Genomic DNA, 15,465 nt, shown 5'->3' with positions numbered 1-15,465 from the left:
CAATTCAAATATATATTATATAAATAACAAGCAGAACTTTACACATACAACTTATCTACTACAACTCATGTTTTATTTATCAAAAACTACTACATTTGACTATCAATACAATAACTATGAAAGTAATAACAAAAAAAAATTATAAATACATTTTTATTTTATTCTGTACTTTATCATATTCTTCTTCTTATAGTCAAGATACACTTATTAAAAGTATAGATCAATGGAGTTACTTCGATAATGGTTATTTAGAAGATAATTGGTTTAAAACAACAAATTTTTCAAACTGGAAAGTTGGCTATACACCAATAGGTTATGGCGATAAAATTATAACAACAAAAATTAATTTTGGAAAAGGCCAACATAATAAAGACCTAACTAAGTACTTTATTAAAAGAATTAATATAAAAGATCCTGCAACTTACACAGGAATAGAGTTTAAACTACAAAGAGATGACGGTGCAGTTATATATGTAAACGGAAAAGAATTATACAGAGACAATATGCCTGCCGGCATTATTAACCCAGCTACAAAATCGCTACAAGTTGTTAATGATAAGGATGAAGAAAAATTTTATAAAAAAGTTTTTGATAATTCCGTTTTCAAAGAAGGGATAAATACAATTGCTGTTGAAGTTCATCAATTTAATAGTTTTTCTAGTGATTGTATTTTTAGTTTAGAAATTATTGGACATACAGATAATGCTATTTTAACCGAAGTAGTTCAAAATCAAATTGAAACAAAAAATAATTTAGAAAATAAAATTGAGACCTTAAATTATGATTTAATTTTAACAAATACTACAACACAATTAGAGATGTATAAAAGCTCTAATCAAAATTTACTTTTTTTTCTTGCAATAGTTGGCGGCTTATTAATTATAACCATAATTGGTAGTTTTATTATTTATTTCAAAAATAGAAATAACGAAGACAAATTTAAAAACACCATTCAGAAATTGAATTATGAACTTTTAGAAAACGAAAAACAAATGATTTCTTTTTCTACACAACTTCTACATTACAAACAATATTTAAAAGAGGTTAAAGCAGATTTAAAATTTATTAAAACAGACAACACAAAAGCACTTAACAACTCAATAAAACAAATAGATTCTATTATTGAAAGCAATGATGAATGGGAACAATTAAAACTACATTTTAATACTGTATTTAGTGGATTTTATGACAATTTACTTCATAAATGTCCGTCGCTTACAGAAACTGAACTAAGACATTGTATGTTTATAAAATTACACATTCAAACAAAAGAAATTGCTAGAATTTTAAATGTTGACCCAAGATCTGTGCAAACAGCTAGATACAGAATAAAGAAAAAATTAGATTTACCTGAGGATCAAGATTTGCGAAGTTTTTTAATGACTATTTAAAAAGTATTTCTAGTGTCTTTTTCCGTTGGATTTTTTTTGTTGTAGTTTCAATAAATGCATCAACAAAATAAATTGCTTTTGGTGTTTCGAACCTAGAAAGTGTTTTGGCTTTACTCAAAATTATTGTTGTTTTTTTTCCTTCAACAACTAAAATAAGTTTTTCGCCCAGGTTTGTATCAGGTACACCAGCAACAAAAAAACGTTGCTTTATAATCTTAGCTAATTTTTTCTCTATTGCCTCTGGGTGTAATTTAATTCCGCCAGAATTGATTACGTTGTCAAATCTGCCCAGCCATTTGAATTTATTTTTAGAAATAATTTTGACAACATCGTTGGTTACAATTTTTGCGCCCGAAACTTTCGGAGCATTAATCACCAAACAATTTCTAGCATCTTTAGAGATAGAAACATTTGGCAAGGTTATAAAATGAGATTTTTCTACTTCGCTAGTAGTTCGGTTTTTAAATCCATTTAATTGTTTTACAGCAATATGAGTAATCGTTTCTGTCATACCAAATGTTGCAAAAATTTTGGTTGATACATTCTGAATTTTAGAAACCAATTCTTCTGAAACCATTGCGCCACCAACAATTAACTTGTCAATTTTATTTATTTGAGAAAGTGATTTTTCTAATTGCATTGGCACCATTGCAGAAAAATCATAGCTTTTTTCTATTTTTTCTAAGGGGTTAGAAACTGGCTCTACTACATCTAAACTCCAACCCAAAACAAGTGCTCTAACCAACATCATTTTTCCTGCAATAAAATCGGTCGACATACACAATAACGCAGTTGTATTTTCTTTTAAATCAAAAAAAGCACCAGTTGCCAAAGCCGAATTTATGATAAATTCTTTTTTGAGTTGTAACGCTTTTGGTTTTCCTGTTGAGCCAGAAGTTTGCACCTCTATAAATCCTGAATCAGAAAACCAATCGTTAAAAAATTGTTGTGTAGCATCTGAGATTTCTTTAGAAAAAAGAATCAATTCATCTGAAGTAGAAAAAGAATTTCCATTGAGTTTAAAGTTTATATGCAACTGATTATTGCTCATTAATTACAGGAATTTCAACTTTACCAACTAATTTACTTTTCCAATTGGTCCAACCATACTTTTTTGAAAAAATAAGCAACAATAATGGGTACAACACAAAAACACCAATAAACATTTCTGCTCCAACTGACGGCTCTGATGTATCAATATACAATGCATCTGTTCTAAAAACCATCCAATCTGTAGTTACTAAAAATGCTGCAATAATGTTATTAGATGCGTGTAAACCTAACGCTAATTCGGTTCCTTCATCCATCAACGTTGTAATTCCATACAACAAACCTGTTCCAATATAAAACACCATTAGTATATACCCCAATCGTTCTACTTCTGGGTTCATCCCGTGCATCAATCCAAAAACTGCAGATGTAACTAATAACGGAAACCATCTATTTTTTACTAATGTTCCTAATCCTTGCATTAAATATCCTCTAAAGATCAATTCTTCTGCACTTGTTTGAAATGGTAAAAACACAAAAGAAACAAATAGTAATGTGAAAAACGGAATGGGTTTAAAATTCCATGTATAATTTTCAGGAGACAAATACATTCCTATAAAAACAGATACTACAGAAATCGTTCCCCATAAAGCAAACGCAAAGAAAACTCGCTTCCAGTCTATTTTTTTTCTTGATGTTATAATAGAAAGAAACTTCTTTTTATGTAAATATTTTACACATAAAAACAAGGTTAAAACTCCTCCAGCGAAAGTTAAAATCATTAGAAACAAGAATAAACTTGAGTTCATGCCAATATCCATAAAATTAGACTCTGCTCCTTTTTGAAACTTCTCTAAATCTCCATTTACTTGAAAAAAAGCAGCAACCACTAATGGAATACTTGCAACTTGAATTCCTAAAAACACCAAAACCATGGTAAGCAGATAACGCCAAGTGTTAATTTTTCCAGTAAACCCTTTTTGTATAAAATCCATTTTTAACTTAATTTAAAATTCCATTTTTTGGAATTATGATATGCTAAACTCCCTTTTTGTATTTCTAAAGGAGAGTTGAAATTATTTGTATATAAACCTCCAGTTCCTAAACCTTGTGGCATCTTGTTTTGCAATCTAAACGTAAATTGTGCAATGGCATTTAAACCTACATTGCTTTCTAAAGCCGATGTAATCCACCAATCTATATTGCGTTTTTTTGCCTTCCCAATCCACTCGCTACTTCCGTTAAATCCGCCAATTAAACTTGGCTTTAAAATTATGAATTGTGGTTGGATTATCTCTAGTATTTCTTCTTTTTCTGCTTCTGAAAAAACACCGATTAATTCTTCATCCAACGCAATTGGCAAAGGTGTTTTCTCGCATAAAAAAGCCATTTCTTCTAACTGACCTTGTTTTATAGGTTGCTCTATAGAATGAATTTCCAACTCAGATAATCGTTTTAATTTCTCTAATGCTTCTGTTGGAGTAAATCCGCCGTTTGCATCTACGCGTAATTCAATTTCTTTGGATGAAAATTCTTTTCTAATTGCGATTAACAATTCTAGTTCTGTTTCAAAATCGATGGCACCAATTTTCATTTTAATACACGTAAAACCCGAAGCTATTTTTTCTTTGATTTGAGTTTTCATAAACTCTTTGGTTCCCATCCAAACTAATCCATTGATGGGAATTGATTTTTTACCTTTCGTAAATTCTGATGGAAATAATTCGAATTCTGTTACGCTTTGTAATGATAAAAACGCCTGTTCTAAACCAAATTGAATGCTTGGAAACTCATAAAGTTCTTTTAGCAAAACATCTAAGCCTAAATATATATTTTGACACGTCCATTTTAGCTTTTCTTCATAATCTGGCCTGTCATCAACACTTAATGTTCTTAGAATTCCGCATTCTCCAATTCCTTGTTTTCCTTCTTTAGCTAAAATGATAAACCATGTTTCTTTGGTTTTTAAAATTCCACGAGACGTTCCGCTTGGCCTTTTAAAGTTAAGAATATATTTGTGGTACGTAGCTGAAATCAAAATATCATGTCCGGTCGAGCGCAGTCGAGACCTAATTAAAAAACCTCTCGACTGCGCTCGAGGTGACAATATTCTGTCAAAAAAATAATACTATTTATTATACAATGCGATTCTATTTCCTTCAGAATCTAACACCATTGCCATATAACCGATTTCATTAGAAATCAATGTTTTTGTTTGTAATATTTTTCCTCCAGCTGCTTCTACTCTAGCTAATTCATCAGAAACATCTCCAGATTGAGAATTAAAATACACAACTGAACCGTGCGTTGCAGACGGAATATAATTTCCATCACTTTGCACTAAAGAACCACTAATTCCTGGTGCAGTAATGTCTTCGGCAGGCGGAAACCACCCCATTAAAACATCGCCAAATTTATTGACTGTGATTTCTACATTAAAAACTGTTTCGTAAAACTTTTTGGCTCTGTCCATATCTAAAACAGGAACTTCAAACCAACTGATCATATTTACTTCCATAATTATTGTTTTTCTATATATGTTTTAAAATCTTCTAAATATTTTTGATCAATATCTGTAAAAGTTCCTTTAAAATAAGGAAATAAACAGCTCATTAAATACGAATCGCTTTTGCAAATTACGTCTTTTATAATTGTTGTTTTCCCGTCAGAGAAGCTAAAATTATACTCATCAGTTTTCAACATGTCGTCTGCATCAAAAAACAAGGTTACTTTTTTGTTAGGGATAAAAGCCATTACTTTTTCGCTCATTTCCATTTCTTTTCCTTGATTTTCTACAATCATTTTATATTCGCTGCCTACAATTCCTGGTTTAACATTTACTGGTGTTATCGACTTTACATCTGTCAACCATTCTTTCATTAACTCTTGGTTATTAAACACAGAAAAAACTGTGTTCAACGGCTTATCAATCTCTATTTTAACTTGATAGGTTGTTTCTTTGATAATTAATCCTGTTGAAAAAAACACGATAACCAAAGCGGTTATTATTCCTAAAATAATTTTAACTCCTTTCATTTTATAATTCGATTGAACTTCCTATCTCTAGTAAAATAAGTTCTTTAGATTTTGATTTAAATAGTTTTTTTGCTTCTTCTTGATTAATTTCAATTGGTGGAAATGTATCAAAATGACAACCAATAATTTTGTTACATTCTATAAAATCACTTGCAACAATTGCTTCCTCTATTCCCATTGTAAACGTATCGCCAATTGGTAAAATTGCCGCAGTTAATTTACTAAACATCGGAATCAGTTTCATATCAAAAGTTAGTGCGGTATCGCCAGCAATATAAATGGATGTATTGTTTGCCGTAAATATAAATCCGCCTGGTTGACCACCATACGTTCCGTCTGCAAAAGAAGAAGTATGAATTGCATTTACATATTTTGCAGAAAAATCTTCCGTTTTAAATGTTCCGCCATGATTTAGATGAAATCCTTTTAATTTTTTTGCCATAAAATAATTGACAATTTCAAAATTAGAAAGGATAATTGCTCCTGTATTATGAGCGATTTTTTCTACATCTAACACATGATCTTGATGCGCATGCGTAACCAAAATATAATCGGCCTTTAAAGAATCTACATCCAAATGTGATGCTTTTGGATTTCCCGTAATAAATGGATCAACAACAATGTGAATATTGTTAATTTCTATTCCAAAACAAGAATGTCCGTAAAAAGTTATTTTCATTGTTTTATGTTGTTCTTAATCTTCTTTTTCTAAGATAGAAAAATAGAAGGAACAAAATAATAATAAAAGGCCAAATATGTATCAAATACAAGAAGAAATCTTTTATATTTTCGAATCCTGTTTTAAATGCTTTGGAAATTTGACCAATAAAACTAGTTTCGCTTGCAGAGATTTGCTTGTAAAAGGTGATGCTTAATGTTGAAAAAGAAACTTGATTTTGTAAATATTTTAAACGTCCTTCAGTAGCTTCAATATCGGCTCTTAATTTACCTAATTCTCTTTCTACATCTAAAATTTCTCTAACAGTTTTTGCCTTTTTAAGAATTTCTAAATACTTAACTTCTAAGGATTTTTTCGTTTTTAATCTTGCTTCAACATCTAAGAACTGTTCTGTTACATCAGAAATTCTGATGTTTTTTGAATCAAACTTTTCTACTCCTTTTGCAATTTCATTTAAAATTACATCAAATTTTTCAGCCGGAATTCGAGTAGAAATTGTAGTGCTAATTCTATCGTCAGATTTGTACTCGTTATCACTTGCAATATAACCGTTGTATTGATCTACCAAATCAACAATGGTTTTTCTTGTTTTGTCTAAGTCTTTTGCTTCAAAAGTAACATTCCCGGTTTTAATGAGTTTTCTTTGAGAGTTTGATTCGTTTTGATTTGATTTAGTTTGTTTTAATTTTTGGTCTGCTACAACTGACTTTCTTGAAACTGCCGCATCGAATTGCATCATTTCGTGTTCTGCTGCTCTATCTTGATTAGAATCACAAGAAACTGCAATTAATAAGACCCCTAAAAAAAGCATTATTTTTTTCATGCTGATATTAATTTAAGTTATAAAACCTGACCTAATCCAAAAAGAATGCCAAACAGAAAAGTGCTTAGCGCTACTTTTTTTAATTCGCCATCTAAACCGGCTTCGTTGGTGTTTTTCATCACAAAAAGTAGATGTTTTAGCAATGGAAAATATGCAACCAAAAACAAAAACTGTATCGGATTTTTATATTGAATCACAACATATAAAAATGCAACTAAGAACGAAGTAATAATTAAAACAGAGTGATACACCTTTGCAGATTCCGCTCCAATTTTAACAACCAATGTGTTTTTATGAGCTTTTTTATCGTTTTCTCTATCGCGCATATTGTTTAAATTCAACACCGCTGTACTTAAAAATCCGACTGAAAATGCTGGAAGAAAAATCGTAAAATTTAGTTCCTTGGTAAACAAAAAGTAAGAACCTACAACGCTTAACAATCCAAAAAAAACAAAAACAAAAACATCTCCAAATCCGCTATAACCATAAGCCGATTTACCAACTGTGTATTTTATGGCTGCTGCAATGGATGCAATTCCTAATAAGAAAAATAAAATAGAATATCCAAAATCATCTTTTCCGAAGGCAACATAAATCAAAGTCAATGCAACAATTAAAGTAACAATTGTTGTAAGTATCATTGCTGATTTCATTTGTTTTGGAGAAATTGCTCCAGAAGCTACCAATCGTTTTTCACCTGTTCTGTTATCGTCAGTTCCTTTGATTCCATCTCCATAATCATTGGCAAAGTTTGATAATACTTGAAATCCGATTGTGGTTAAAATCGCTAGCCAAAAAATGGATGATGTATATATTGGAGCTGCACCTACTGAAATTGTGGTATTAAAAAGACTTTCTGAAATTCTAAATGTACTATCATTATTTCCTAAAAAACTTCCAACAATAATTCCAGAAATGGATAACGGCAATGTTCTTAACCTAGCAGCTTGAATATATTTTTTAATCAAAAGAATTATTTAGATTTTAACGCTTCTCTTATCTCAACTTTTTCACCATTTTTAACAGCTTGAATAAAAGCTCCAGGATAGATATTCCTTAAGTTTCTTCTCAAACTCCTAGCTTCATTATAGGTTTCAAAAGCACCTAACCTGTATTTAAACAATCCGTTTTCATTTGAAACTACAACATTCTCAATTGCTGCAAATTTTTGATTTTCTTTTGAAAAAGCACCAATCTGCACACTAAAAATCAATGATGGCTCTTTAACCTCTTCATCTACAGTTTTTACAGGAGTTTCAACTTTTTTAACAGGAAGAACAACTTCTTTTCCCTTTGGAGTTTTATCTCCACAAGAAATGAATACTAAAAATAAGCTTACTAAAACTACTTGTATTGTCTTCATATTATTCAATTTTATAATTGATTTGCTTGTGCAATAAGCTCTGCGATATCTAACACAGCAACTTCTGCTTCTTTTTCTTTAAATTTTACGCCGTCTGTCATCATTGTGTTACAATAAGGACAACCCGTTGCAATAATTTCTGGCTGTGTTTTTAACGCATCTTCTGTTCTTAACACGTTAATGTCTTTATCACCTTTTTCTGGTTCTTTAAACATTTGCGCTCCACCAGCTCCACAACATAATGCGGTGGACTTATTGCGTTTCATTTCTGTTAAATTGACACCTAAACGTTTGATTAAATCTCTCGGAGACTCATATTCATCATTCGCTCTACCCAAATAACAAGGATCGTGAAAAGTAACTTTTTTATCTTTTAAAACCGAATTGTTAATTTCTAACCTTCCGTCTGCGATTAACTTTTTGATGTATTGTGTATGATGAAAAACTTCATATTTTCCTCCTAAACTCGGATATTCATTTTTCAGCGTATTAAACGAATGAGGATCACAAGTAACAATGGTTTTTACTTCATAAGCATTTAGCACTTCTATGTTTGTAACAGCTTGCATTTGAAATAAAAATTCATTTCCTGCTCTTTTTGCTGCGTCTCCAGTAGAACTTTCTTCAGTTCCTAGAACAGCAAAATCCACCTTTGCTTGATGTAAAATTTTCACAAAAGCACGTGTTATTTTTTTTGCCCTATCGTCAAAACTTCCAGCTGCTCCAACCCAAAACAACACTTCTGGTTGTTTTCCTTGAGCCATCATATCTGCCATTGTTGGTACTATCATAAATTACAAATTTTGAATTATGAATTATGAATTAATACAATTCGTAATTGATAATTGTTAATTAAAAAATTGTTTTTACTCTTCGTCTTTCCAGTTCAATCGATCCATTTGATTGTATTGCCAAGGTGCTCCGTTATTTTCGATGTTGGTCATCATCATATTTAATTCTTGCGGCGCAGCACTTTCTTCCATTACCAAATATCTACGCATATCAATAATGATTGATAATGGGTCAATATTTACAGGACATTCTTCAACACAAGCATTACAGCTTGTACACGCCCACAATTCTTCTGGAGAAATGTAATCGTTTAACAATTGTTTTCCATCGTCTTTAAAAACCCCTCCATTGGCATCAATATTTGCGCCAACTTCCTCCATTCGATCACGCGTATCCATCATGATTTTTCTTGGTGACAATTCTTTTCCTGTAAGATTTGCCGGACAAGCAGAAGTACAACGACCACATTCTGTACAGGTATATGCATTCATCAATTGCACCCAATTTAAATCGGTTACATCAGATGCTCCAAATTTTTCAGGGACTTCATCTTCTGCTCCTTCTACAGGCGCAGCGTAAGGATCTGCACTTGGATCCATCATTAATTGTACCTCTTTGGTTACTGCTTCTAAATTATCCAATTGCCCTTTTGGCTGTAATTTTGCGTAAAATGTATTCGGAAACGCTAATAAAATATGCAAATGTTTAGAATAGTATAAGTAATTTAAGAATGCTAAAATTCCTACAATATGAATCCACCAAGATGTTTGTTCTATTAAGTGTAAAGTTTCTTGTGAAAATCCGTTTAAGATTGGATATACAAATTGGCTAATTGGATTGCCTATTCCCGCTTCTTGAAAAGCGACATCCGAAGCGTTCATCACAATAAATAAAGTCATTAAAATCATTTCAAAATACAAAATGATATTTCCATCACTCTTTGGCCAACCAGTCATTTCTTTGTTCCAAAAACGCTTAATTCTGATCACATTTCTACGAATCCAAAAAACAACAACTGCAACAAATACAATGGCTGCTAATATTTCAAAAGTTCCGATTAAAAACCCATAAAAAGCATCACCTAAAAGTGGTTGAAAAACTCTATGTGTTCCGAACAATCCATCAATAATAATTTCTAAGACCTCAATATTGATGATGATAAACCCAAGGTATACCGCAACGTGTAAAATTCCAGACACCGGACGACGAACCATTTTGTATTGTCCTAATGCAATTTTTGCCATGTTTCTCCATCGCGCAGCTTTATTGTCTGATCTATCTACATCTTTCCCTAAGTTGATATTGCGAATAAGTTTACGGATATTCTTTACAAAAAAACCGATTCCGGCAATTAGTATCAGTGCAAAAATGATGTTTGGTAAGTATTGCATATCTATTTATTTGTTGCTAATATTATTTTTGATGCTCTAATGAAACCTTCGCTTAAAATTAATTCAAGCAGTTTTAGTTACTGGTTTCGTTCTTTTTGTTCTTTTCTGGATCATAAGGAACTGCACGCTTACCGAATAAAGAAAAATGTACAAAACGCTTTGGATTCAATTTCATTTCTCTAATCAACTCTTCCAATTCTTTAGACATGTTGGTTAAGTTATTATACATCGCATCATCTTTCACTAATTTCCCCAAAGAGCCTTCTCCTTTTTGGATTCCGACCATCAACTGATTTATATAATCTAAAGATTCTTGTGCTTTTTTAATGGTTAAACCAATATTTGCATTTACCAAAGTGTCAGATAACTTCATTAAATTCTCTGTAATAACTCTAGTGTTGTCAAAGGTATTTTTAATTCCCACTTTACTAGAATCTAACAATTGATTTACAGAACCTAATGTTTTTCTTACATCTGTAATAGTATGTTCTAATCCTAAAATACTGTTATTTAAACTTTTTCTTGCTTTAACATCTAAGGTTTGATTTAAACCCAATAATAAAGAATCTGCACTTACAATAACACTTTCTACTTTTGCTTGAAGCGGATTTAATTTCTCTCCAACTGTTGAAAAAATATCAGACTCTACTTCTCCTTTTAAATAATCTCCATCAACCGCTGCATCGCCTTCATAAGATGGGATAATAGCTAAAGATTGACCACCCATTAAACTAGCACTATAAATTTTTGCAATAGATTTTTTTGAAAACTGAAAGTCGTTTTCAATTAGCATTTCTACTACTAGTTTTCCTTTTTTATCTGGACTCGAATTAAATTTTATATCAACAACACTACCAACTTGTAAACCGTTAATAGTAACAGCACTAGATTTTTTTAGGCCTTGAATATTATTATATTCTACAAAGAAATGACGTTGATTTTTAGCAAAAATATTTTCTCCTTTCAAGAAGTTAAAACCCCAAATAAAAAGAGCAATAACAACAACTGCAACAAACCCCGTTTTTAGTTCTCTAGACATACATTCTTATTTAAGTAACAATATTACTAATAATTTTTTGGAGATTATACGTAAATCACCTTGTTTTTAACGCTTCTTTTACTGAAATTTTTTTACCATTCTTAAATGCAGCAATAAAGGCCGATGAATATCCTTTCTTTTTTACTCGTTTTAACAATGCTTGTATATTTTTATAATCGGCAGTTTTACCATAATAATATTTGTAAAACTTTCCAACTTTTACACTTTCTACATTTTTTAATCCTTTAAAATTATAAGATTTTGTCGCAATTTTTTTTCTACTTGAAGCAATCTGAATTTTATACTCAATTGATGCTTTTTTTACTTCATTTTTAGTTTCTACAACGGTTGGAGTTTCATCAACGATGGTAATATCAACATCAACTGTATTTAATTTTAATTGATTTACATAAGAAATAATAGAATTCGCAATGTTTTTTGCCATTGCTTGTTGACCACTTTTAGAATTTAAAAAACGCCCTTCTTTTTTATTGGTTAAAAACCCTAATTCTATTAACACACTTGGCATAATGGTTTCTCGTAATACTTGAAAATTATCCATTTTAACATGCCTGTTATGACGTTTTAATTTTGCAACAAGATTGTTCTGAATAATGCTTGCCAATTGCAAACTTTGATCTAAATTTTCTTCTTGCAACAAAGACAAACCAATTACAGATTCAGGTGAATTGGGGTCGTAATTATAGTTTTGTTTATAATCTTTTTCTAAAAGGATTACGCTGTTTTCTCTTTTTGCAATTTCTAAATTTTGTCGATTTCCCCTAGCTCCTAAAACAAAAGTTCCGATTCCATAAGCGTTTGAAGTATGAGAATCGCAATGAATAGATACAAATAAATCTGCTTTGATATCATTGGCAATGCTTCCTCGTTTCCACAACTCTACAAAAACATCGTTTTTACGTGTAAAAACAACTTTAATGTCTTTTTCTTTCCCGATGATTTTACCAACTTCTAATGCTACTTTTAGAGCTATGTTTTTTTCACGGTAACCGTTCCCTATATTCCCAGGATCATGTCCGCCATGACCAGCATCTAAAACAATTGTGTATGTTTTTTTCTGCGCAAAACTAAATTGTGTTGCACTTAAAAAAAACAAGCTGCAAATAAAAAGGGTAAAAAGCTTCGTTTTATGATTATATTTAGGGCGTTCTACTATTGACATCAATATTTTTACTTAATTTTGGCTTTTCAAATTTGGCACTTCAACAATTGAAGTATATTTTTACATTTGTCACAAAAATAGCATTAAAAGCGTTGCAATCAAACATACCACACATACTTTTATTTAGCTTCCTTAGCCTTTTTTGCTTACAAACTGGTTTTGCTCAAGATGTAAAAACAAAAACCAAACCAATTCCACTTCTTAAAGATAAAAAATCTTCCTTAAAAAAGGACAGTCTTTTGCTAAAGAAAAAATTAGATACTATTAAAATTGATACGATTGCAAAGCCTAAAAGCTCCATAGCATCAAAAATAACACACAATGCTGTAGATTATATTTTACAAAATGCGAAAACAAAGCAAATAGAATTATACAATCAAGCTCATGTAACTTATGAAGATATCGATTTAAAAGCTGGTTATATTTTAATCGATAATAAGAAAAATACACTTTTTGCAAGAGGCATAAAAGACAGTTTAGGTTATACGCAAAGACCCGTTTTTAAACAAGGCTCTCAAGAGTCTGAACAAGATTCTATTTTATATAATTTTAAAACCAAACGCACACTTATTTACAACATCAAAACCAATCAATCAGGAATGATTACCTATGGCGAAAAGATGAAAAAAGTAAATGATTCAACACTCTTTTTAAGAAACATAAAATTTACAACTTCAGATAAAGTTAATCCAGATTATTATATCAAAACTAGAAAAGCAAAATTAGTTCCTGGTAAAAAAATTATCGTCGGACTTAGTAATTTGGTTATTGCAGATGTTCCAACTCCTGTTGCTATTCCGTTTGCATATTTTCCAATGACCGATAAAAGAGCTTCTGGTTTTATCATTCCAACTTGGGGAGAAGCAAGTAATCAAGGTTATTTTTTACAAAACGGTGGTTATTATTTAGCGTTAAATGATTATTTAGATATTTCTTTAATGGGTGATGTTTATACCAATGGAAGTTGGGGTTTACGATCAGAATCTAGCTATGTTGTTCGCTATAAATACAATGGAAATTTTAGTTTTAGATACGAAAATCTAATCAGAAGTGTTAAAGGTTTTGACGACTATAGTAAATCGGCAAATTTTAATGTACAATGGTCCCATAATCAAGATGCAAAATCAAATCCGAATGCTCGTTTTTCTGCGTCTGTAAATTTAGGGAGTAGTAAATATTTTAGAGAATCTTTAAACGAAGTAAATAGCTCTGATTTTTTAACAAATACGCTAAGTTCTTCCATTTCATATTATAAAAAATTCGTTGGCACACCTTTTAATTTAAATGCAACAGCAAGTCATTCTCAAAACACAAATACGCAAGAAATAAACATGACATTGCCTTCTTTACAAGTTAATATGGATAGAATTTATCCATTTGCCGGTAAAGGCGGAATTAAAAAAAATGCATTGCAAAAAGTAGGGTTGAATTACAGTATGAAAGGAGATTACAGAATTAACACTACAGATTCTCTCTTCTTTAAGCCAGAAATGTTTGAGACTGCAAAAGCTGGTGTGCAACATACAGCATCTGCAAATACCAATATGAAAGTATTAAAATACTTCACCTTATCGCCAAGTGCAAATTTTAAAGAAGTTTGGAATTGGGATTATATCAACAGGTATTACGATGCTACATCTGGAACAGCGATTAAAGATACTGTTCGTGGTTTTAAAAGTTTTAGAGAATATAGCGCTGGTGTTTCTTTAGGAACAACTATTTATGGTGATTTCTCACTCAAAAAAGGAGATATCAAATTACGTCACACTATTAGGCCATCAATAACTTACGGATACAGACCTGATTTTGCAGACAAATACAATCAACAAGTGCAGCAAAGTATTGATCCTACAGATATTTTAACCTATTCACCTTTTGAAGAAGGAATTTATGGAAGGCCTGGAGCTGGGTTGTCAAACTCAGTCGGGATTAATATTAGTAATGTTTTAGAAGCAAAAATTGCATCAAAAGATTCTTTAGATACCGAAGACAAAAAAATAACATTATTGAATAATCTAAATTTTAACACAAGTTATAATATTGCTGCGGATAGTTTAAAATGGAGTCCAGTTTCCATGAATGCTGGAACTCGTTTTTTTAAAGATAAATTGTCTATTAATTTTGGAGCAACATTAGATCCTTATCAGATAGATGGAGGTGGAAATAGAATAAACAAAATAAATAGCAATATTTTTAGACTAACAAGTGCAAATATTACCGCAAACGTTTCCCTTTCTAGTAGAGATTTTGAAAAAAAAGAAAAAACATCTTCTAATAATACAAATCAAAATCAGTTTGAAAATTCTTCTCCCAACGCAACCAACAACAAAGACAATAACGTAAAAGAAACCAAACTATATAACGCCACAATTCCTTGGAATATTAGCATTGCATATGCTGTGAATTATTCTAATTACGGAATTATAAATAGCGGAATTAGCTCTAATTCATTAATGTTTAATGGCGATTTAGAACTGTCACCAAAATGGAAAGTGAGATATAATTCTGGTTACGATTTTAAAAATAAAGGGTTTACTTATACTCGCTTAGGATTTACGAGAGATTTAGATAGCTGGAGTTTTAATTTTGATTGGTCTCCGTTCGGAAACAACAAATCTTATTACTTTAGAATTGGCGTAAACTCAAGTATGTTAAGCGATTTAAAATGGGATAAACGTAGTTTACCAGATAGATTATTGTTTTAGGAATTAGGAATTAGGAATTAGGAATTAGGAATTAGGAATTAGGAATTAGGAATTAGGAATTAGGAATTAGGAA

At 31.0% G+C, this 15,465-nt stretch carries 15 protein-coding genes; 2 read left to right on the top strand and 13 right to left on the bottom strand.

From position 1 onward, the window contains the following. The first annotated feature begins 116 nt into the window (after positions 1 to 116). A complete protein-coding gene (locus ACEWL1_RS05410; RefSeq protein ID WP_409232280.1) occupies positions 117 to 1,391 on the top strand; it encodes a helix-turn-helix transcriptional regulator in 1,275 nt (424 codons plus the stop codon). Here ACEWL1_RS05410 and ACEWL1_RS05405 read toward each other — a convergent pair. From ACEWL1_RS05405 to ACEWL1_RS05345, 13 genes are all read right to left on the bottom strand, one after another. Then, positions 1,384 to 2,442: an AMP-binding protein gene (locus tag ACEWL1_RS05405; protein ID WP_409232279.1), complete on the bottom strand. Its 1,059-nt coding sequence runs from the start codon at positions 2,440 to 2,442 to the stop codon at positions 1,384 to 1,386. The genes ACEWL1_RS05410 and ACEWL1_RS05405 overlap by 8 nt on opposite strands. Continuing rightward, positions 2,432 to 3,376: a CPBP family intramembrane glutamic endopeptidase gene (locus ACEWL1_RS05400; protein ID WP_409232278.1), complete on the bottom strand. Its 945-nt coding sequence runs from the start codon at positions 3,374 to 3,376 to the stop codon at positions 2,432 to 2,434. Before ACEWL1_RS05400 ends, ACEWL1_RS05405 begins: the two co-directional genes overlap by 11 nt. A gap of 2 nt (positions 3,377 to 3,378) precedes the next feature. After that, positions 3,379 to 4,419 carry an o-succinylbenzoate synthase gene (locus tag ACEWL1_RS05395; RefSeq protein WP_409232277.1) on the bottom strand — a complete coding sequence of 347 codons (1,041 nt, stop codon included), beginning with the start codon at positions 4,417 to 4,419 and terminating at the stop codon, positions 3,379 to 3,381. Positions 4,420 to 4,509: 90 nt separating this feature from the next. Further along, complete coding sequence (locus ACEWL1_RS05390; RefSeq protein WP_409232276.1) at positions 4,510 to 4,899, bottom strand: VOC family protein; 390 nt, start codon at positions 4,897 to 4,899, stop codon at positions 4,510 to 4,512. A gap of 2 nt (positions 4,900 to 4,901) precedes the next feature. Next, positions 4,902 to 5,417: an SRPBCC family protein gene (locus ACEWL1_RS05385; RefSeq protein WP_409232275.1), complete on the bottom strand. Its 516-nt coding sequence runs from the start codon at positions 5,415 to 5,417 to the stop codon at positions 4,902 to 4,904. Between the two features lies 1 nt (position 5,418). After that, complete coding sequence (locus tag ACEWL1_RS05380; RefSeq protein WP_409232274.1) at positions 5,419 to 6,096, bottom strand: metal-dependent hydrolase; 678 nt, start codon at positions 6,094 to 6,096, stop codon at positions 5,419 to 5,421. Between the two features lie 4 nt (positions 6,097 to 6,100). Next, positions 6,101 to 6,919 (bottom strand): DUF4349 domain-containing protein, encoded by an 819-nt coding sequence (locus ACEWL1_RS05375; protein ID WP_409232273.1) that lies wholly within the window; start codon positions 6,917 to 6,919, stop codon positions 6,101 to 6,103. A 17-nt stretch (positions 6,920 to 6,936) separates the two neighbouring features. Further along, positions 6,937 to 7,893, bottom strand: a complete 957-nt coding sequence (menA, locus tag ACEWL1_RS05370; RefSeq protein ID WP_409233031.1) for a 1,4-dihydroxy-2-naphthoate octaprenyltransferase — start codon at positions 7,891 to 7,893, stop codon at positions 6,937 to 6,939. Continuing rightward, positions 7,893 to 8,282: an SPOR domain-containing protein gene (locus ACEWL1_RS05365; protein WP_409232272.1), complete on the bottom strand. Its 390-nt coding sequence runs from the start codon at positions 8,280 to 8,282 to the stop codon at positions 7,893 to 7,895. Before ACEWL1_RS05365 ends, menA begins: the two co-directional genes overlap by 1 nt. A gap of 11 nt (positions 8,283 to 8,293) precedes the next feature. Then, entirely contained in the window at positions 8,294 to 9,073 is a 780-nt protein-coding gene (locus ACEWL1_RS05360; RefSeq protein WP_409232271.1) for a (Fe-S)-binding protein, read from the bottom strand. Between the two features lie 75 nt (positions 9,074 to 9,148). Next, complete coding sequence (locus ACEWL1_RS05355) at positions 9,149 to 10,465, bottom strand: 4Fe-4S dicluster domain-containing protein (RefSeq protein ID WP_409232270.1); 1,317 nt, start codon at positions 10,463 to 10,465, stop codon at positions 9,149 to 9,151. A gap of 73 nt (positions 10,466 to 10,538) precedes the next feature. Continuing rightward, positions 10,539 to 11,504: an MlaD family protein gene (locus ACEWL1_RS05350; RefSeq protein ID WP_409232269.1), complete on the bottom strand. Its 966-nt coding sequence runs from the start codon at positions 11,502 to 11,504 to the stop codon at positions 10,539 to 10,541. A 55-nt stretch (positions 11,505 to 11,559) separates the two neighbouring features. Then, positions 11,560 to 12,687: an N-acetylmuramoyl-L-alanine amidase family protein gene (locus ACEWL1_RS05345; protein WP_409232268.1), complete on the bottom strand. Its 1,128-nt coding sequence runs from the start codon at positions 12,685 to 12,687 to the stop codon at positions 11,560 to 11,562. A gap of 32 nt (positions 12,688 to 12,719) precedes the next feature. On the opposite strand from ACEWL1_RS05345, the gene ACEWL1_RS05340 reads away from it, so the two are divergent. Continuing rightward, on the top strand, positions 12,720 to 15,392 hold the full coding sequence (locus tag ACEWL1_RS05340; RefSeq protein WP_409232267.1) for a putative LPS assembly protein LptD: 2,673 nt from the start codon (positions 12,720 to 12,722) through the stop codon (positions 15,390 to 15,392). Positions 15,393 to 15,465: the final 73 nt, after the last annotated feature.

It is taken from the genome of Polaribacter gochangensis (assembly GCF_046224025.1).
Classification (GTDB): Bacteria; Bacteroidota; Bacteroidia; order Flavobacteriales; family Flavobacteriaceae; genus Polaribacter; species Polaribacter gochangensis.
The sequence above is the reverse complement of the archived record's forward strand: the minus strand, read 5'-3'. Positions and strand labels throughout refer to the sequence as shown.

Excerpts from the sequence above, each read along its gene's own strand:
- ACEWL1_RS05355 (WP_409232270.1), bottom strand. The coding sequence starts at position 10,465 with ATGCAATACTTACCAAACATCATTTTTGCACTGATACTAATTGCCGGA.
- ACEWL1_RS05380 (WP_409232274.1), bottom strand. The coding sequence starts at position 6,096 with ATGAAAATAACTTTTTACGGACATTCTTGTTTTGGAATAGAAATTAAC.
- ACEWL1_RS05385 (WP_409232275.1), bottom strand. The coding sequence starts at position 5,417 with ATGAAAGGAGTTAAAATTATTTTAGGAATAATAACCGCTTTGGTTATC.
- ACEWL1_RS05360 (WP_409232271.1), bottom strand. The coding sequence starts at position 9,073 with ATGATAGTACCAACAATGGCAGATATGATGGCTCAAGGAAAACAACCA.
- ACEWL1_RS05410 (WP_409232280.1), top strand. The coding sequence starts at position 117 with ATGAAAGTAATAACAAAAAAAAATTATAAATACATTTTTATTTTATTC.
- ACEWL1_RS05365 (WP_409232272.1), bottom strand. The coding sequence starts at position 8,282 with ATGAAGACAATACAAGTAGTTTTAGTAAGCTTATTTTTAGTATTCATT.
- ACEWL1_RS05390 (WP_409232276.1), bottom strand. The coding sequence starts at position 4,899 with ATGGAAGTAAATATGATCAGTTGGTTTGAAGTTCCTGTTTTAGATATG.
- ACEWL1_RS05375 (WP_409232273.1), bottom strand. The coding sequence starts at position 6,919 with ATGAAAAAAATAATGCTTTTTTTAGGGGTCTTATTAATTGCAGTTTCT.
- ACEWL1_RS05345 (WP_409232268.1), bottom strand. The coding sequence starts at position 12,687 with ATGTCAATAGTAGAACGCCCTAAATATAATCATAAAACGAAGCTTTTT.
- ACEWL1_RS05400 (WP_409232278.1), bottom strand. The coding sequence starts at position 3,376 with ATGGATTTTATACAAAAAGGGTTTACTGGAAAAATTAACACTTGGCGT.
- ACEWL1_RS05405 (WP_409232279.1), bottom strand. The coding sequence starts at position 2,442 with ATGAGCAATAATCAGTTGCATATAAACTTTAAACTCAATGGAAATTCT.
- ACEWL1_RS05350 (WP_409232269.1), bottom strand. The coding sequence starts at position 11,504 with ATGTCTAGAGAACTAAAAACGGGGTTTGTTGCAGTTGTTGTTATTGCT.